Source organism: Pararhizobium sp. DWP3-4 (assembly GCF_049898205.1).
GTDB lineage: Bacteria > Pseudomonadota > Alphaproteobacteria > Rhizobiales > Rhizobiaceae > Pararhizobium.
Genome location: NZ_JAFCXF010000010.1, coordinates 60946 through 79044, shown reverse-complemented (window position 1 = coordinate 79044; position 18099 = coordinate 60946). Strand labels below are relative to the sequence as shown.

12 protein-coding genes are annotated in these 18099 nt (G+C 56.8%); 8 read left to right on the top strand and 4 right to left on the bottom strand.

Annotation, left to right across the window (positions count from 1 at the left end):
• Positions 1 to 88 precede the first annotated feature (88 nt).
• From ACP7E6_RS22985 to ACP7E6_RS22970, 4 genes are read right to left on the bottom strand one after another with little or no spacing between them, the layout of a single operon-like run.
• Positions 89 to 820, bottom strand: a complete 732-nt coding sequence (locus ACP7E6_RS22985) for an aquaporin (RefSeq protein ID WP_426232028.1) — start codon at positions 818 to 820, stop codon at positions 89 to 91.
• Positions 802 to 1134 (bottom strand): nitrile hydratase, encoded by a 333-nt coding sequence (locus ACP7E6_RS22980; protein ID WP_426232027.1) that lies wholly within the window; start codon positions 1132 to 1134, stop codon positions 802 to 804. The genes ACP7E6_RS22985 and ACP7E6_RS22980 overlap by 19 nt, the downstream gene beginning before the upstream one ends.
• Entirely contained in the window at positions 1127 to 1798 is a 672-nt protein-coding gene (gene nthA / locus ACP7E6_RS22975; RefSeq protein WP_426232026.1) for a nitrile hydratase subunit alpha, read from the bottom strand. Before nthA ends, ACP7E6_RS22980 begins: the two co-directional genes overlap by 8 nt.
• Complete coding sequence (locus ACP7E6_RS22970; RefSeq protein WP_426232025.1) at positions 1795 to 2133, bottom strand: SH3-like domain-containing protein; 339 nt, start codon at positions 2131 to 2133, stop codon at positions 1795 to 1797. The genes nthA and ACP7E6_RS22970 overlap by 4 nt, the downstream gene beginning before the upstream one ends.
• A 1288-nt stretch (positions 2134 to 3421) precedes the next feature.
• Here ACP7E6_RS22970 and ACP7E6_RS22965 point away from each other — a divergent pair.
• From ACP7E6_RS22965 to ACP7E6_RS22930, 8 genes are all read left to right on the top strand, one after another.
• On the top strand, positions 3422 to 3631 hold the full coding sequence (locus ACP7E6_RS22965; protein WP_426232024.1) for a CbtB domain-containing protein: 210 nt from the start codon (positions 3422 to 3424) through the stop codon (positions 3629 to 3631).
• A 10-nt stretch (positions 3632 to 3641) separates the two neighbouring features.
• A complete protein-coding gene (locus tag ACP7E6_RS22960) occupies positions 3642 to 4388 on the top strand; it encodes a CbtA family protein (RefSeq protein WP_426232023.1) in 747 nt (248 codons plus the stop codon).
• Positions 4389 to 4685: 297 nt separating this feature from the next.
• Positions 4686 to 6197 (top strand): ATP-binding protein, encoded by a 1512-nt coding sequence (locus tag ACP7E6_RS22955; protein WP_426232022.1) that lies wholly within the window; start codon positions 4686 to 4688, stop codon positions 6195 to 6197.
• Between the two features lie 114 nt (positions 6198 to 6311).
• Positions 6312 to 12983, top strand: a complete 6672-nt coding sequence (locus tag ACP7E6_RS22950) for an AAA family ATPase (protein ID WP_426232021.1) — start codon at positions 6312 to 6314, stop codon at positions 12981 to 12983.
• A gap of 104 nt (positions 12984 to 13087) precedes the next feature.
• Complete coding sequence (locus ACP7E6_RS22945; RefSeq protein WP_426232020.1) at positions 13088 to 13495, top strand: carboxymuconolactone decarboxylase family protein; 408 nt, start codon at positions 13088 to 13090, stop codon at positions 13493 to 13495.
• Positions 13496 to 13540: 45 nt separating this feature from the next.
• Positions 13541 to 15139 carry a Na+/H+ antiporter gene (locus tag ACP7E6_RS22940; protein ID WP_426232019.1) on the top strand — a complete coding sequence of 533 codons (1599 nt, stop codon included), beginning with the start codon at positions 13541 to 13543 and terminating at the stop codon, positions 15137 to 15139.
• Between the two features lie 214 nt (positions 15140 to 15353).
• Positions 15354 to 16364 carry a dicarboxylate transporter/tellurite-resistance protein TehA gene (gene tehA / locus ACP7E6_RS22935; RefSeq protein ID WP_426232018.1) on the top strand — a complete coding sequence of 337 codons (1011 nt, stop codon included), beginning with the start codon at positions 15354 to 15356 and terminating at the stop codon, positions 16362 to 16364.
• Positions 16365 to 16423: 59 nt separating this feature from the next.
• The gene (locus ACP7E6_RS22930; RefSeq protein WP_426232017.1) at positions 16424 to 18001 is read left to right on the top strand and encodes an aldehyde dehydrogenase (NADP(+)); all 1578 of its coding nucleotides are present in this window, start codon (positions 16424 to 16426) and stop codon (positions 17999 to 18001) included.
• Positions 18002 to 18099: the final 98 nt, after the last annotated feature.

Genomic DNA, 18099 nt, shown 5'->3' with positions numbered 1-18099 from the left:
TGGAGGACCGCTCCGGAGAGAGGTTGGTGGTGACATTCGAAACCTGGCTAAGACAAGTAAGTGGCGGCGTTGGCTAGATCGTGCCCAACTACTTCAAATTGGATGAATCCCGGAGTGGATAGAAGAATGTTGCCAGCAAAAGTGCTGCCAGACCTCCGAGAAATTGGGCGATGACGAAGGCGCCGACTGCGACGGGCGACGGCCCATACGACGACGCGACGAGGGCGATCGTCACTGCAGGGTTGGCGAGCGAACCAGTCGGGGTCGCAAGTATTCCTCCGCACAGCCAGGCGCCGACTGCAAATGGCCCGGCCTGCCGGCTGCCATTCCTGCTGCAGCAGAGGACGACCATCATCAGGGCGAACGCAGAGACAAACTCACTTAGAATAAGTCCGGGATCTGGAATGCCACCGGAGGCAAAACGGGGGGGCAGGTCGAACATTGCCAACGAGATGATTGACCCTAGGGTAGCTCCAGTCGTCTGGGCAACGATATATGCTAGGGCGCAGTCCAGACGCCGTGTCCCAGATTTCCATTGCAAAAATGAGATCAGGGGATTGAAATGCCCGCCTGACACAGGCCCGAAAGCGATAATCAGCGCGACCAGACTTGCGGAGATCGCGGCTGCCGACGCGAGGGCGGCCATGTTCGGATCTTTGAACTGATGTGCAACCGCGGCCGAGCCCGAGATAGCTATCATCAGAAGCATTGTGCCCAGTCCCTCGGCGGCGGCGCGAGGTGGTATGGAAGCATGCAGTGAGGACTCGACAAAGCAGGCACGGCTCGACCGAAAGGAAACCGTTACGGCGTCTCGTTCCATCTCGCTTCGACCTCCTGCATTTTTAGCGCTAGCTCCTCCGGCGTGAGGAGTCGTTTCTGGAAAGCGATGTTGGCGAACGTAGCAATCCAGCGCTCGTAGTAAGTAAGTTTTCCGACCAGGTCAGAACCGAGGGACTCCACCCCGCGCCGTTTCTCCTCGGTGTTTATGATCTTGTAGTAGTCAAGGACGTCAGCGAGCGCGTGGCATCGCTTCTCCCAAGGCTCAAGCACGTGATCGACCTGTTCAATCCGGTCAGCAGACAACCCACCGATGTCGTTGGGCAACCGTTTCAGAAGATGCTCGGTGTCAGTCATCAGAGAGCCCTCCAAGTGGGGTTGGAACCTGGATCACCCCGATCATCGCGTCGCGTGTGACAAGAGCAGCCAACTGTTCTTCGTTGAAGCCGTCGGTTCCAGCGGGTCGCATTGGCAGTACCAGGAACCTCTGGATAGCAGTGGAATCGCTTACACGAACCTCGACGTTGTCGGGGATGTTCGTGCCAAATTCGGCCAAGACTTTTCGGGGCTCGTAGACCGCCCGTGCCCGATATGGCTTCAGCTTGTACCAATCCGGGGGTAGGCCGAGGACCGGCCTCGGATAGCAGGAGCAAAGGGTGCAGACGATCAAGTTGTGAACGGAGGGGGTGTTCTCCAGGACGATGAGGTCGGTGTCGTCATAAAAAGTAATCCCAAACTCTTCGCAAGCTGCCCGTCCGTCGTCCAAGAGCCGCGCACGAAAATCAGGGTCGGACCACGCCTTCGCTACAACCTTTGCGCCCAGTGCGGGGTTCCGAGAATCGAGTAGTTCAATCTGGTGACGAATATCGTTCGCTGTGAAGAACTTTTTCTCGATCATGAGTTCTTCGAACGCCCGTTCCATGATGTCGTAATAGCCTGGACGTCCTTCAACGATCGCTGCGTGCGGGTGATCGTGGTCGTGGTCGTGGTCGTGGTCATGATTGTGATCTGAGCTGCTCATGTAGCTTCTCCTTTCAACCAGGTCTCGAAGACCTCAATCCTTAGGCTGTCAGTCGGCGCGCCCTCGTACGTGCTCCAGATCGTGTTCATCGGAATGGCGAGCCTGTAGTAGTGTCGGAGGGATCCTGCGTTTCGTCCGAACCCTTCTTCTTCATTGTTGACGGCCTTCCGCTTGATCACTTTCTCCACGGTGGCGAGTTTTCCGCGAAGGTAGTTCGGGACGCGGTAGTGACCGACGGGAGCACGCTCGTCGATCCGCACGGTTGCGCCCGGAAGAAACACCGGAAGCTCCCCTATCGCATCGACAACGCCGATGGTGTTGTGACTGTTGTTCATCTGGTGACTCCAATTTAGGCTCGAGAGGCGTGGTTGGATGCTATCAAAGATGCGTTCCATGGAATTTCCGTTTCGTCCGAACACGGTGGAATCCAGCGTGCAGAGACGTAATTTAAGCCTCTGGGTTGGGTTGGCTCCCCACGATCAGTCTTTTTGAGCGCCGCACATGCCATGGAAAGAGGGGGTACACACACGGTTCTAGCCCACACAACTCGAACGTTCCAAGCACTGCTTCTGCGGCGCCAGCTCGTCTGCCATCATCGCTGTCCACCAGGCGGATCGTAATATAATTCGTGTTGGCATGGCGCACTCGATAGGTGCCTCCGCCACCCTCCAACGTGTCGCCGGTTCGAAAAAGTTCAAAACCGAGGACATGTACGCATCCATTAGAGAGCCTATCGGCGCCCGATGGGCAGGTGGCCAACCCCTCGAACATGGAGCCCTCGATGAGGACTCGGCCCTTCCTACGCAACTTGAGGGAGCTGTGTCTTGTTGCAACGACAACAGTGCCGTTGTCAGCTCCGAAGTCGAAAAGCTGGGCTGTCACGTCGAAAGAGCGTGCGACGCCACCCATCGAGACCAGTGGATCCAATGAGTTCACGAAAGACATCTTTCGTCCCAAACTGCAGGCCAGTTCTGCCGTTGCTCGCGACAGCGTGCGATGGCGATACGGCAGGAAGTTCCGTGTTGCATCCATCGGGCGAGATCCTTCTGCAACCTCAAATGATTGCGTCAGCCTATGCGAGGAAGCGGTCTCTTACTATCACACTGAGGTACAGTGGTGACCTGACGAACCACTGAACGCCGGGCGAAAAAAAGGCCGCTCCCCGGCGAAGGAGCGGCCAATTTGGGTCATCTGGACCCTGTCTCCAAATGCCTAGAGGGGGAGGGCATTTGGCAGTGGCAGCGCGGAGACAGCTGCCCACATCGTCTGGGAGGATAAGACGACGTGACCCGTATACTGTAGGCCATTCTAAAATGCCGTGTCACTGGACTCTGGTATAGCATCCAGACGGAACCCATCCTGGTGAGCTACTTCCTCTCAAACGCGGTTTTCCGCGGTCACAATCATGGGATCGAAGAGTCTTCGCTTTGACGACTTAGCTTCGATTTTTCCCGTACCACAAATTCGATCAGGCAGCGTGTGCCAACTTGGAACTGGGAGACTGGTTCCTTCCCGGTTAGAACGCTTTCGTCACATCATCGTACGAATTCGATAAACCCGCTCCTTCACTGCGTTCATCATGCGGTTTTCGATTTTCCAACACCTTTTGCGAAGGAGTAGTTCATGACCCACATCGTCACTCGCCCATCGTTGTCACCGTCGCCGGTCTCAGTGGAAGACCTAATGCCATGGGCTGCGTTCGTTGGAATCCTTCTTCTTATGGTGCTTTATTTCGTCGGGGCAGAGCAGGGTGCGACCGCGCTCCTGCCTGGCAGCGATGTGCACGAGTTCGTTCACGACAGTCGGCACTTGCTGGGTTTCCCGTGCCATTGAGGAGTTCGCCATGATCCAGAAACTGCTCATTGCCGGTATGTTGTCGGGTTTCCTGATCTCGCTTGCGGCGTTCGGCTATGCGAGGCTATTTGCGGAGCCTACAATCGAACTTTCCATATCGATGGAACAGGATGCCGACGCCCACGGCACCCATCCACATGAGGAAACTATAAGCCGAAATGTTCAGCGGAACGCCGGTCTGTTCACAGGCATCGCCAGCTTCTCCGTCGCGCTTGGTGGGCTGCTGGCGATCTTAGTGGCATTCACACACGGTCGAATAGGCGTTGGGACCCGCGCAAGCGTCTGGCTGGTCACCGCTGCGTCCTACGCTTCCGTCGTCGTGCTTCCCCAACTGAAGTACCCGGCAAGCCCGCCAGGCGTGGGAGCGGCAGAAACGATCGGGAGCCGAACTGAACTGTTCTTCATCGCTGTTCTGGTATCAATCGCATCCGTGATCCTGTCGATATGGGTGACCCTTCAGCTCGGGCGTTACCTCTCATTTTCCAAGTCCGCCTTGGTGGGAACTGTTGTATTCATCGGACTGGCGTCGTTGGCACACCTTGCCCTCCCGACGGTAGACGAAGTTCCAGACGCTTTCCCGCGCGAACTGCTTCAGGAATTTCGCCTGCACGCCTGGATTCTTCAGGTTATCATCTGGGGCGGCCTAGGGGTCGTTTTTGCAGAAATGGCCAAATATCTGGTCGATAATAGCGACCTGGACAACCACGCGGTGCGCTACATTTCGCCGAATGCGTAACCGCCGGAACGCGGTCCGTCTTCCCTGCCTTTCGCAGCCGATCTCACAAGATCTAACTGGACTTCACACCGATTTACTCGCAGACTTTCAACTGCTTGTCCGTCAAACAGAGAGGACCGTGCCGGTGGGCTGCAGGGTCACAGGCGGGGGTAGATAGACAAATTGAAGGCGTTTTCGGCGGCGGATGCCATAATCTGGTGTGAATGCCTCGCTTCTCGGAGGTAGTCCCGCCGACGACTGAGGGAAAAGGAATGCTCTGCCGGCAACATCCTGCCGCGGGAGCTGGGAAGATCCTCGATGACACCTGCTAGGATACTTGTCGTTGAAGACGACCGGGTCGTCTCCCGAGACATCCAGCTGAAACTATGCCGAATCGGTCACGCGGTCGCAGGTCACACTGCGAGGGGCGAGGACGCCGTTTCACTGGCAATCGAGACGAGAGCGGATCTCGTTCTCATGGACATCCGTCTTGAAGGAGCCATAGACGGTGTCGAGGCCGCCCGCCAAATACGCGACGTCTGTAGGCTTCCCGTTATATTCCTGACTGCATATGCTGACGACGAGACGGTCAAGCGTGCGAGCCTCACCGAACCTTTTGGATATCTCTTGAAACCCTTCGACGACTCACAGCTCCGGACTGTTGTCGAAATGGCGGTCTACAAGCATGGAGCGGAGCGACGTCTTCGCGAGAGCGAGCGACGCTACGCCACCACTCTTTCGAGCATCGGCGATGCCGTGATTGCGACCGATGAAAGCTCGATTATCACCTTCATGAATCCAAGCTCCGAACTTCTAACGGGATGGCCTTCACTGCAGGGCGTGGGGCGTCCATTGGACGAGGTGTTTCGCGTGACGAGCGCGACGACACGTCGACCGGTCAAGGAACCGGTTGCGGAGTTCATGAGTTTCGGGGCGGACGCCGGGTTCGCAAGGCAGACAATCCTTGTGACAAAGGATGGTCGGGAAATTCCGATCGAAGACAGTGGGTCCCCGATCATTGGGGATACGGGGGAGTTGACCGGGGCCGTCGTCGTCTTCCGAGATGTCTCGGAACGAAACAGGGCTCAAGAGCGGCTCAGAAAAGCTCACCAGGAACTTGCCCATGTCGGCCGTGTGGCGACGATTGGCGAGCTTACGGTGTCGATCGCCCATGAAATCAACCAACCTTTAATGGCTATAACGACCAACGCCGCTGCCTGTATGACCTGGCTCGCAGGCGCGCAACCTAACATCGATGAGGCGAAACAGGTTGCCGAGCGTATTATCCGGGACGGCCATCGGGCAGGCGAAGTCGTCGCCAGCATACGCGCGCTTGCTCGAAAATCGGACCCAACGATGTCATCGGTCGATCTAGGCAGTTTGATCCTCGAGGTGGTGCTGCTCCTGCAGGGAGAGATGCGCAGATTCGCGATTTCGGCTGAAACGCAGCTTTCAAACACCGCACTGCGTGTGCGCGGGGATAGAGTTCAACTACAGCAACTTGTCCTCAACCTGCTGATGAACGGTATGGATGCCATCATAGCGGCGCACAACGAGCCACGGCTTCTACGGATAACGACGGAGGAGAACGCCAACGACTCGATCACCGTCACCGTGTCAGATACAGGTGTCGGGCTTGCTGAAGGCACTGCAACAAAGGTGTTTGACGCCTTTTTCACAACTAAGCCCGACGGCATTGGAATGGGACTTTCGATCTGTAGATCGATTGTCGAGGCCCATGGAGGTCGACTTTGGTGCTCGAATAATCGTGATATGGGAAGCAGCTTCCACTTCACTGTCCTCAAAATGGCAGAGGCGACAAGGGCGTGAGTGATCTCGGGGTGCAAGAGCGCATATTGAAATTGCCCTGGGCGACTGACGATTTTCCCGTTCGAGCTGGCCCGGTGCTCGTCGCAGGCCTAACGACAACGATGAGGTGGGTGGATGGATAGCTCCGCGTACACGCTCACGGAACTGTGCAAAGAGGCTGACACGACGCTCTATCGTGGTCATGGTGGCATCGCGTCGGCGCCGTTTCTCCTTGTCGTCGCCAACATTGGCAGGCCAGATGCCGCCGGAAGGATAGCTCGTGAGTACGGGTTGGCGCATGGACTGGATAGAGCATGGGCGCTACGTCCCCACGAGCTGACGTCACATGACGGAAGAGGTGCACTGGTCCTCGAAGATCCGGGTGGCTGCCCTCTTCAATCGCTTCTCGCAAAGCCCGTTGAGATCGCGTCGTGCCTTCGGTTAGGCCTCGGGATGGCGTGGGCATTGCGGCAGGTTCACGGCAGCGGCATAATTCACCTCGATCTTCGGCCATCCAACATATTCGTAGGCGCGGACCATGCGGTTCGGTTAACTGGGTTCGGGTCTGCCTTGCTGACGCGCGAAAAGGGTGGCGATGACAATGCCCAAGGCTTTGTTCCCGGCCACTATGAATACATGTCTCCCGAACAGTCCGGGCGAGCGCAAAGAGCGCCGGATCAACGAAGTGACCTTTATGCGCTTGGCGCGATCATGTACGAAATGCTGACCGGGGCTATTCCATTCAACGCGTCAGACGCGACGGAATGGATCCACTGCCATATAGCGCGGCAACCGGTTCCACCGAAGACAAAACGCGAAGACGCGCCTCTCGCACTCTCGGATATAATATTGAAGCTCCTGGCCAAGTCTCCGGAGGAGCGGTACCAAACCGCCGCGGGACTTGAACATGATCTGAAGTACTGCCTATCGGAATGGAGCGCGACAGAAGAAGTGGGCATGTTCGCGCTCGGCGTGCACGATACGGCCGACGCAATGGTGTTACCCCGGAATCTATACGGAAGAGAAGGCGAGCTTGAGGCCCTCGCCACGTCATTCAACCGAGTCGCAGAAGAGGGGGGAAGCGAACTATTCCTGATATCCGGATACAGTGGTGTGGGAAAGTCTTCGATCGTAGACGCCTTCCTCACGTCAGTGGGCCAATCCGACGCGATCGTGGCGTGCGGTAAGTCGGACCAATATAGATCGGATATTCCCTACTCAACCTTAACTGCAGCCTTTGCGGAAGTGGTGGATAAGTTGCTCAGGATGAGTGACGGCGAACTTGCACCATGGCGTGAAGCGATCTTGGAGGCGCTTGGACCGAACGGCCAATTGATGGTGAGCCTCATTCCGCAACTCGAGCTGGTGATTGGCGTCCAGCCGCAAGTCGCACAAGTGTCACCTTGGGACCAGCAAGCCCGGTTCCAGCGTGTGTTCCGTCGGTTCATCGACGTGTTCGCCCGAAACGGACGACCTCTTGTGCTCTTTCTTGATGATCTTCAATGGCTGGACGCAGGGACGCTGGCGCTGCTCGAGGCACTGATTTCGGACGGTGGCATGCGAAATCTCCTGGTCGTTGGCGTGTACCGGGAAAACGAGATCGGAAACGATCATCCGCTTGCAAGTGCATTGCAGCGCATTCGCCTTTCCGGCCGCCCTATGGTCGAGATCACGCTCTCTCCGCTGACGAAAGCTCACTTGACCGAGCTTGTCGCGGAAACGCTGGCGACATCTGCGGTACACTCTAAGCAACTCGCTGAATTGGTGTTCGAAAAAACAGAGGGAAACCCATTTTTCGCAATTCAGTTCCTTCATTTGCTTGCCGACCAGGGACTGTTGAGATTTGACCACTCCAACGGGCAGTGGCTGTGGGAACTCGGAAGCATTCGCAAGCAGGCCATCACGGAGAACGTTGCCACGATACTCGCAGCGAAATTCGAGCGTTTGGCTGAACCTACGCAAGTAGCTCTAGGGATCATGGCCTCTTTCGGTAGTCCAGCCGAATTCCGGACGTTGAAAACAATCTTGGGAGGGAGCGACGAGGAATGCAGGGCGGCGCTTCAAATGGCCGTGAACGCGGGCTTTATACATCTGAACGGAGAGTTCTACGAGTTTCTGCATGATCGCCTCCAGGAGGCGGCTTACTCGTTTATCCCGGTTGAAAAGCGCGGAGCAGTGCACCTTAACATCGCGCGAGCGATGTTTTCGTCCCTGTCCGCGGTCGAGCTCGACGAGAATATTTTCGCCGTCGCTGGACAATTCAACCGCTGCCAGTCTTTGGTTACGGCAGCATCCGAAAGGGAGCTGGTTGCCCAGCTTAATCTGTTTGCGGCGAAGCGCGCCAAGATTTCGACGGCTTACCTTTCGGCGCTCGAGTACACTAAGGCAGCTGTTGCCATGCTTACCGCAGAACGGTGGGAGATGCAGTACGACCTCACATTCGCCCTTGCCATCCTAGAGGGGGAATGCAAACTCTTGATCGGAGCGTTGGCCGACACATTGCGCCTGGCTGAGATAATCAAGCCAAACTGCCGTACGAAGACTGACCAGGCGCTGGTCTGTTGCCTGCAATCGGACGTGCACGTCATCCGGTCCGACTACGCCTCAGCGATCAAGGTGACATCTGACTGCTTGGTCCTGTTCGGAATCGATATCCCCGCTGATCCGACGCGCATGGAGGTCGACAAGGCTTTCGCGAATATATGGACCATTCTCGACGGGCGTTCGATCTCGGGTCTGGTCGATTTGCCAAGAACAGAGGACCCCGACGTCGAAGCTACAATGCGTATCTTGCAAGCCCTCTTCACGCCGGCTGGGCTTCATGATTCAAACCTGCTTTATCTGGTACTCTGCAACATGGTGGAGATTACGGTGAAGCACGGCACGACGCCTGCTTCACCGATCGGTCTCGGTTGGTTTGGGATGGCTCTCGGCCACGTATTTGGAATATACGGGGATGCGCTCCAATTCGGTCTTCTTGCATCCGCGATTGTCGAGCGAAACAATTTTCTGGCAGAAAAGGCCAAGACTGATTTTTGCCTGCAGATGCTCTTGGTTTGGTCCAGGCCGGTATCTGAAGGCCTCGACACTGTGAGAAGTGCCTTTACCACGGCAACTTCTACCGGCGACGTGATTACGGCGTGCTTTAGCGCCGTTCACATCGTCGCAGACCGCCTTTTGCGGGGCGATAACCTCCAAGCGATCCTGGAGGAAATACGTCAAACGTTGGCATTCGCTCGAAACGCTAGATATCGCGACGTCATCGATTGCATCGTCATTCAAGAGCGGTTTGTACAGACAATGCGCGGTGAAACGCCATCCTTTTCGTCCTTTGATGGCGAAGGATTCGACACCGAACTTTTCGAAGCCCAGTTTACACCCGACCGCATGTCGATGATGACGTTCTTCTATTGGACCTCTAAAGGTGCGGCGCGCTATCTATCGGGAGACCTCGACGAGGCGGCTGAAGCCCTGCAACATGCCTTGGAACTCGTCCCGAAATCGCACGGGCACATACAAAGAGGTGACATCGCATATTACACAGTACTCACCAGAGCGGCTTTGTTGGAGTCTGCGATCAGTCCGGACGACGTCGCCATTCACCAACAGGAGATCGAATTCCACGCCGACTTGCTGCAGAAATGGACGGGTACATGCCCCGAAACGTTCGCGGACCGAAATGCCCTCGCGCATGCGGAGATTGCGCGTCTCAAGGGGCAAGAGTTAACGGCAATGCAACTGTATGACGACGCGATTGAGTTATCTCGGAGGAATGGCTTTATACAGAACGAAGCCATCGGCAATGAACTCGCGGCGAAATTTCACCGTTCTCGAGGTGCGGCAACCATCGCCGACGCCTATCTTGCAAAGGCTCGTGAGTGCTATTCGGAATGGGGGGCACACGGCAAGGTGCGCCAGCTGGACCAACTCCATCCGCGTAACAGCGATAGAAAAGCTTTGCCCACATTGGAGCGGGTGACGCTTAACAGTTTCGAAAGGCTCGATCGCTCGACGATCATCAGCATCTCGCAGGCAATATCCAGCGAGATTGATCTCAGGAAGCTGATAGAGGCCTTGATGAAGGTCGCGCTCCAAGACTCCGGTGGGGAGCGGGCCGTGCTCGTCCTCGTGCAACAAGCCGACTTGCAGATCGAAGCTGAAGGAAGAATTGTCGATGGGAGCATCGGCGTCAGATTTCCAGAGACCCCAGTGGTACCGACAGACCTTCCGATGTCGATACTTCGTTACGTGATGCGATCGGGGGACAGTGTGCTGATCGATGATGCCGTCGACCGCAATCCTTACGCAGCTGATCCATACTTCACGGGAGAAGCATTCCGTTCCGTTCTTTGCGTACCCATCGTCAAGTATCAGAAGGCGATCGGTGCTCTCTATGTTGAGAACAACCACCTATCGCGCGTGTTCACGCCCGAGCGGCGTGAAATACTCTCACTTGTCGGCCTGCAGGCAGGCATCTCACTAGAGAATGCCCGCCTTTTCCGCCATGTCCAGCAAATAACAAGCGTCAGTCGCAGGGCGGAGAGCGAACTCAAGCATTCGATTGATCTAATCCCTGCGTTGGTATGGAGCGTGTATTCCTCCGGCCGGGGCGCGGTGTTCAACAGGCAGTGGCACGACTACACGGGGATTTCGCCGGAGGTCGCTAGAGACGGTGGCTGGATAGCGTCGTTCCATCCTGACGACCGAGAAAAGGTGATGGTGAAATGGCGTGAACTCGTGGACCACGAGATAGCTGGCGAAGTCGAGGCCCGCCTTGTTCGTACCGACGGTACATCGCGCTACTTTCTGGTCAGGGCCGCCCCTTTGCGAGACGACGAAGGCGTTGTCGTCAAATGGTATGGAACGAATACAGATATCGACGATCTGAAACGCTCCGAGCAGTTGGTCTTCGAGGAAAGGCGGCTGCTCGAGATGGTTGGTGCGGGAGACGCGCTGCCGCGGATTATCGACGAGCTTAGCCTGGTGCTTGAGCGATTTATCGAGAGATCTGTCGCACTCGTCATTCTTTTCGATCCAGAGAGCCGTAGAATTGTGCAATGCCAAGCGCCAAGCGCCGAGGAACGGTTCGCGCGGACAATTCTTGAACGAAGCCAAGCTGGAATGGGTGCGTCGCTCTGGGAACAGTGGGCCATACGCCAAGAGACGACTTTTTGCGCTGCCGTCGAGGATCAGCCTACGACATCGCCCTTCCGCGACCTAGCGTTGGAAAATGGCTTTCGGGCTTGCTGGTCCACGCCGATACTGTCGTTCGACCGTCGACTGCTGGGTCGGTTTGGCGTGCTGTTTCGATCTTCACGGGGGCTGATGCCTCATGAGATAAAAATCGCCGAGCAACTCGTTCGATTGGCGGGCATCATCATTGAGCGGAAGCAGGCCGAGGATGCGCTCAGAAAAAGCGCGACCCTGCTTGCGGATGGTGAAATGATCAGTCATGCCGGAAGTTGGACGTGGAATGCCGCAACGCGCCGTGTTTCGTGGTCCGCTGAATGCGCGCGCATTTTCGGGTTCGCTCCCGATGAGCGCGGATTGCCCTATGAGGCAGTTCTACAGCGTATCCACCCGGACGATAGACCGCTGATTGAAGCACGGCGGGCCGCGACCCAGCCCTCCGGCGACGCAAGTTTCGAGCATCGGATATTGTTATCGGACGGATCAGTAAAATTGGTCCACGCCCGAGACAAGGTGAGCTTCGATAGCACTGGAGCGGTCGCCGAATACTTCGTGACGGTCCTGGACATCACTGATCGAAAAAAGAACGACGATGAGATGAGGCGGTTGGTTTCTCTGATCGAGAACAGCAACGAGTGCATCGCTTATGCAGCTTCAATATACGACATCACCTACGTGAACGATGCGTGGCGTCGGACGATCGGGCTTGACCTCGACGAAGACCTCGCGTCTTACCAGATGGGTGATTTCCTGACGGCCGAAGCGTTCGCAGCACTTACGGGACACGTGCTTCCCATTCTCTTGCGAGAGGGGCACTGGCAGGGCGAGTGCTCCCTTCGCCACCTGCTGACCGGTGAGGTCATCCCTGTTCACAAAACGATTTTCTTCATTTTGGATTCCAAGACAGGTGAGCGCAACGGCATCGCCACAATTTGCAGAGACATCACCGAACAAAAGCGGATGAACGGCAACCTTCAAGCATCGCTCAAAGAGAAGGAGGCGCTGTTGAAGGAGGTCCACCACCGAGTGAAAAACAATCTTCAGCTCATAAGCAGCTTGCTTAGTCTGCAAGCTGAACGGATAGACGACGCCGGCGTTTCGGAACTGTTTGCCGAGAGCCGGGATCGTGTTCGATCAATGGCGCTTGTCCATGAAAACCTTTACCGGGCGGGTAACTTTGCGAATATATCTATGCAGACACATGTCCAGAACCTTTGCGCCAATCTCATGCATGCCTACAGTATGAAGGGGCAGAATGTTGAGTTGGTCACTTTTGTTGACGACATGGAGCTCGACCTTGACCGGGCGGTATCAATTGGCTTGATCATCAACGAGCTGGTCTCCAATTCGCTCAAGCACGGCTATCCGGATGGCCGGCGGGGCCGTGTCGAAGTCCAATTAAAAGCATTAGAGGACGGTTCAAGCGTCCTGTCGGTGGGAGATGACGGCGTCGGGATGCCCGAAGATTTTGACAGCGATCAGGCGGATACGCTGGGCCTGCAACTCGTTCACGACCTAACTGATCAGCTTCACGGTACAATCGAGGTTTTTCGTCAAAGCGGAACTATATTCACAGTGACATTCGGTCCTCTGCCAAAGGCGGCTCACTCCATCTAACGCGAAATCACAGCCTTTCCTGCCAAAGGAGAATACAATCAGAGACTTGCGCCGTAGTTGCAAGATCATGCTTTGAATTCAGATCGGCGGGGAGAACGAGCGTTATGGCGCAGAGTGTGGTCGATCTCGAACAACGTCGATACGAGCGTGGCAGGCAGATCGTCGATAAGCTTGACCGGGACGCTGACGACAAAGTTATTGCGGCACTGTCCGACATAGCTCCCGATTTTTCCCGATACATTTTCGAATTCGCATTTGGCGATATCTATAGTCGTCCCGGACTAGATTTGCGTTCACGTGAAATCGCAGCCATTGCCTCCTTGGCAGCGTTGGGAAATGCGTCGGCCCAACTTAGGGTTCAGATCGAAGCGGCTATGAACATCGGGTTGGATCGCGACGAAATAATCGGACTGATCATCCAAACGGCCGTTTACTCTGGTTTCCCGGCGGCTATGAACGAATTGCTTGTTGCCAAGGAAGTTTTTTCCGCGCGATCGCGTCCTCTTGAATAGGCTCTGCGTGAGCGTCTAACGATGATTGAACAGTGTAGGAGCGGGATGGACCACTCAGGAATTTTTCTTGCATTCGCGCTTGTTGGAGCAGTCGCATTCGTGGGCGCGATCGCGAAGCGCTTCAACATCTCCAGCGTGATCGCCTTCGTCATCGCGGGCGTCGCCATCGGACTTGTTCCGATCGTTCCCGTGGTACATATCGAGCCCGAAATCGTTCTGATGCTGCTCCTTCCCCCGCTTCTCTATAGCGCCGGCGTTGGAATGAGTTGGCGGGGCTTGAAGTACAATATCGGAACGATTTCATTTCTTGCGATCGGCGGGGTCATCTTCACCGCTCTCGGCGTCGCCTACGTTCTCAATACACTTTTCGGGATCGACTGGCTCATAGGCCTCTTGCTTGGCGCGATCATTGCGCCTCCAGACGCCGTTGCGCCGATGGCTATCGTCAAACGGCTCGTGGTTCCGGACCGGCTCGTCACGATCATCGAGGGCGAAGGGCTAGTTAATGACGCGACCGCGCTCATCCTGATTGGTTTCACGGTCAGCGCTCTGCAGGGCGGAGACCTCTCGCTTCTGTCCGCCGCGGGGCGCTTCACCCTTATCGTAGTCGGCGAGATCGCCTGGGGAATGGCTGTCGGCAGGCTTCTTCTCGAGTTACGCAAGCTCGCGCGTGATCCACATGTCGAAATCATTCTCTCGCTGATGACGCCCTTCCTTGCCTTTTGGGTGCCTCAGGCAATTGGCGGTTCGGGTGTCCTGGCTGCCGTTGCTGCCGGGGTCTACGTGTCGTGGAACGGTCCGAGATACATCGCTCCAGCGACCCGGCTTCAGGGTTACTTCGCTTGGGATCTCGTCACATATGTGATCGAAGCCGTGGCGTTCTTCCTAACCGGCCTCCAAGTCCGCACCATCATCGAATCCGCTGACATGGGCATATGGACCCACTACCTTGCGGTGGCCGTAACGACCGGTCTGATTGTGATCGTGCTACGCTTCCTGTGGGTGTTTGCAGGCACCTTCCTCCCAAAACTCGCGGCCAGACGGTTCGGGTTCGGACCCACTTTGCGATGGAGATACGCAGCAGTGATAAGTGTGACCGGAGTTCGCGGCGTCGTGTCGCTGCTCGCGGCGCTCTCAATTCCAGACCTAATCGCTTCCGACGGCTCAAACGCCAAGCCGATGCTGCTCGTTGTAACGCTGTGCGTGATCATCGCCAGCATGATCGGCGTCGATGCGGTTCTCCCTTCGATCGTCCGTCGGTTGGGATTGGCAAACGAGGGTGCCGCTGAAGCCAGCGAGAAGCGGTCTCGCGAAATCCAGGCACGCCTGGACGCAGTTCAAAAAGTTCTAAGCGAGCTTGAGACCTTTAATGAGGGGACGTGGACAGCCGAGTCTCTCGCCGAGCTCAGACGGAAACATGAGGACCGCCACATCCTTTATAAGCGCATTCAGCACAACCGCGAGGAGGGCAGCGCCAATTCTGATTATCCGGAGATTCAGCTGAGGCTCATCGAGGTTGAGCGCCAAGAGATCGCGTCTCTCTATGCTGAACAGCGACTAGACGATGAGGCGAGGCGCCGAATCGAGAGGGAGCTCGATCTCGAGGACACAAGGCTTCGCCACATTATCCAGGGGTCCACCTGATCATCCCATCGCGTCTAACTGGATCTCACAGGAACATGCTCGTGCTTCGGCGGATAATTCGTCACATTGGCCACGAGTTGATCCTTTCAATCTTTCTAAGGCTTCTCCCGCGGACCTCGCTCTTCGGGAGCGCAAGAACAACCTTATCGATCTGTCAGAGCTAAGATGCCGCCCTTCAGGTTGAAGGCCTAGTGACAGAGGACAGGAAACCAAGATGACTTTGCCGCTAGTCCCCGCGTCCTTTTTCGGAATAGTGCTGGGTCTGGCAGGGCTCGGGAGTGCGTGGAGAGCCGCCTCCAAACTTTGGGGGCTGCCGCCGGTGATCGGCGAGATAATCAGCCTGGCCGCAGTGGCCGTCTGGATTTTACTTGCTGTCCTCTATGGCCTGAAATGGATTTTAGCAAAGCACGAGGCGCTGGCGGAGGCGAGGCACCCGGTTCGGCTCTGTTTTATCGGGCTGGTCGGCGTCTCGGCAATGCTAGTCGCTCTGGCTTTGCTTCCGTATTCCAAGGCAGGCGCATGGACGTTCTTCATCGCCGGATGCTCCTTTGCGTTTTCATACGCAATCTGGAGCACTGGGCGCCTATGGCGGGGCGCTCGTGACCCGGGCACCACCACCGCCGCACTCTACCTTCCAACGGTTGCCACGTGTTTCGTTTCCGTCATCCTTTTAGGCGTGCTTGGACACCCGGATTGGGGACAGCTCGCCTTCGGGGCAGGGATGTTTACCTGGCTGGCGATCGAATCCGTGCTTCTCCAACGAATGCTGACCGTTGCGGAAATGCCGGAGGAGATGCGTCCAACTCTCGGCATTCAGCTTGCCCCGCCGGCTGTAGGATGCGTTGCCTACCTCAGCATCACCACCGGTCCGCCGGACACGTTTGCTCACATATTGCTGGGATATGCGATCCTGCAAGCCCTACTACTCTTCCGACTTGGAGGTTGGATATTGGCGCACCGTTTCGCAGCGTCCTACTGGAGTGTCGCGTTCGGTGCCAGCGCGCTTGCGTCCTCCGCGGTTAGGATGGTCGAACGCGGTGAAGTGGGAGCCGTTGCTACACTGGCGCCATATCTTTTCTTGGTCGGTAATGTGATTGTCGGGCTCATCGCGGCGGGGACAATATACCTAATTGCAAAGGGACGAATGACACCGATGTCGCCAATGGTGAAACCGGTAGGGGGCGAAATCATTCGTTTGACCCGGTCGGCCAAAGACGTGCAGTGATGCTCTGGCAGTCGCGACTGGCCATACCAAATCTTCACAGCAGTCAAAGAGGACGTTCTATGACAACTGAAGTCACCGGAGAAATCCTGATCGGACAGTCTACAATGACCGGGCAGGGGAAGCCGATGCATGCCGTCAACCCGTCGACGGGGGCTCGCCTTCAACCGCCGTTTTCCATGGCGAGCGCTGCCGACGTCAATCGAGCCTGCCAATTGGCGGATGCAGCCTTTAATGCATATCGAGCGTTGGATTTGGAGGCCCGAGCGGTATTTCTCGAGACGATCGCTGCCAACATCGCCGATCTCGGCAGTTCGCTGATCGATCGTGCGATCGCCGAGACGGGTCTGCCTGCCTTTCGGCTCGAGGGAGAATTCGACAGGACCGTCAAACAGCTCCGGCTTTTCGCGTGGGTAGTGAGGGACGGGGAGTGGCTCGATCTCAGGGTGGACCCCGCGATGCCGAACCGAAAGCCTCTGCCCCGCCCCGATATTCGCCTGCGTCAGATTCCCCTGGGGCCTGTCGCAGTTTTCGGCTCAAGCAATTTCCCGCTGGCGTTCTCGGTTGCTGGAGGGGACACGACTGCTGCCCTCGCCGCTGGCTGTCCAGTCGTTGTAAAAGGGCATCTGGCCCATCCTGGAACTGGTGAGATGGTCGGCCGTGCAATCCAGGCCGCCGTAACCTCCTGCGGTCTCCCGGAAGGTGTCTTCTCACTCGTGACCGGTCCGAATGAAACCGGGGCAGCGCTTGTCCGCCATCCCGCAATGAAGGCTGTCGGCTTCACTGGCTCTCGGATAGGCGGTCTTGCCCTGCAGGCCATCGCCGCCGCGCGTGCCGAACCGATCCCCGTCTATGCCGAGATGTCGAGCGTGAACCCGGTATTCCTGCTTCGACAAGCGCTAGCGTCAAGAGCGGAGGAGATGGCGACTGCCTTTGTTGCCTCGTTTACTGTGGGGGCGGGCCAACTGTGCACCAATCCAGGCTTGCTGATCGCCATAGACGGCCAGGATGTCAACCGCTTCACCGGGGCTGCCGCAACATCTCTCAAAGAGAACGACGCCGGACCAATGCTGAGTGCAGGCATCCATGACGCATTTTTAAACGGTGTCGCGAGACTGGCCGGACACACCGGCGTCTCGACTGTTGCGAGAGGCCGCGACAGCGACGGCGTCAACCGTACGGCCGCAGCATTCTTCGAAACGACTGCCTCGCAGTTTTGCGCCGATCCAAGTCTCGCGGAAGAAGTGTTTGGAGCGTCGGCCTTGTTGGTTCGATGCGCCGATTTCTCTGATGTCCTTGCGGTCGCGAATGCGCTCGAAGGGCAGCTGACAGCAACCCTTCACCTCGATGACGGCGACCTCGAAGACGCTTCAGAGCTATTGCCGATCCTCGAACGGAAGGTCGGACGAATCCTTGCGAATGGATGGCCGACCGGCGTGGAGGTGTCTGATGCAATGGTGCACGGCGGGCCTTTCCCGGCTACGTCGGACAGCCGGACAACGTCGGTCGGGACGATGTCGATCCGACGCTTCCTGCGTCCTGTTTCGTATCAGAACCTTCCTGCCGGTCTTTTGCCGCAGGAACTCAGACCGGGCATAGTGGGATCGATGCCGCATCTTTTGGACGGCAAGAGAGCTTGACCCATCGTTAGAAAACTGAGCTGGAGGGCGAGCCGACTTCACCGGCAACGTTGCCGGGCGCCTTGTTTTCGCCTCCTGTGTCGTCAATGACGGCGTCG

Bases quoted from the DNA above. Each gene is read 5' to 3' on its own strand.
- ACP7E6_RS22965 (WP_426232024.1), top strand. From the start codon at position 3,422: ATGACCCACATCGTCACTCGCCCATCGTTGTCACCGTCGCCGGTCTCA.
- tehA (WP_426232018.1), top strand. From the start codon at position 15,354: ATGACTTTGCCGCTAGTCCCCGCGTCCTTTTTCGGAATAGTGCTGGGT.
- ACP7E6_RS22960 (WP_426232023.1), top strand. From the start codon at position 3,642: ATGATCCAGAAACTGCTCATTGCCGGTATGTTGTCGGGTTTCCTGATC.
- ACP7E6_RS22980 (WP_426232027.1), bottom strand. From the start codon at position 1,134: ATGACTGACACCGAGCATCTTCTGAAACGGTTGCCCAACGACATCGGT.
- ACP7E6_RS22955 (WP_426232022.1), top strand. From the start codon at position 4,686: ATGACACCTGCTAGGATACTTGTCGTTGAAGACGACCGGGTCGTCTCC.
- ACP7E6_RS22985 (WP_426232028.1), bottom strand. From the start codon at position 820: ATGGAACGAGACGCCGTAACGGTTTCCTTTCGGTCGAGCCGTGCCTGC.
- nthA (WP_426232026.1), bottom strand. From the start codon at position 1,798: ATGAGCAGCTCAGATCACAATCATGACCACGACCACGACCACGACCAC.
- ACP7E6_RS22930 (WP_426232017.1), top strand. From the start codon at position 16,424: ATGACAACTGAAGTCACCGGAGAAATCCTGATCGGACAGTCTACAATG.
- ACP7E6_RS22950 (WP_426232021.1), top strand. From the start codon at position 6,312: ATGGATAGCTCCGCGTACACGCTCACGGAACTGTGCAAAGAGGCTGAC.
- ACP7E6_RS22970 (WP_426232025.1), bottom strand. From the start codon at position 2,133: ATGAACAACAGTCACAACACCATCGGCGTTGTCGATGCGATAGGGGAG.
- ACP7E6_RS22940 (WP_426232019.1), top strand. From the start codon at position 13,541: ATGGACCACTCAGGAATTTTTCTTGCATTCGCGCTTGTTGGAGCAGTC.
- ACP7E6_RS22945 (WP_426232020.1), top strand. From the start codon at position 13,088: ATGGCGCAGAGTGTGGTCGATCTCGAACAACGTCGATACGAGCGTGGC.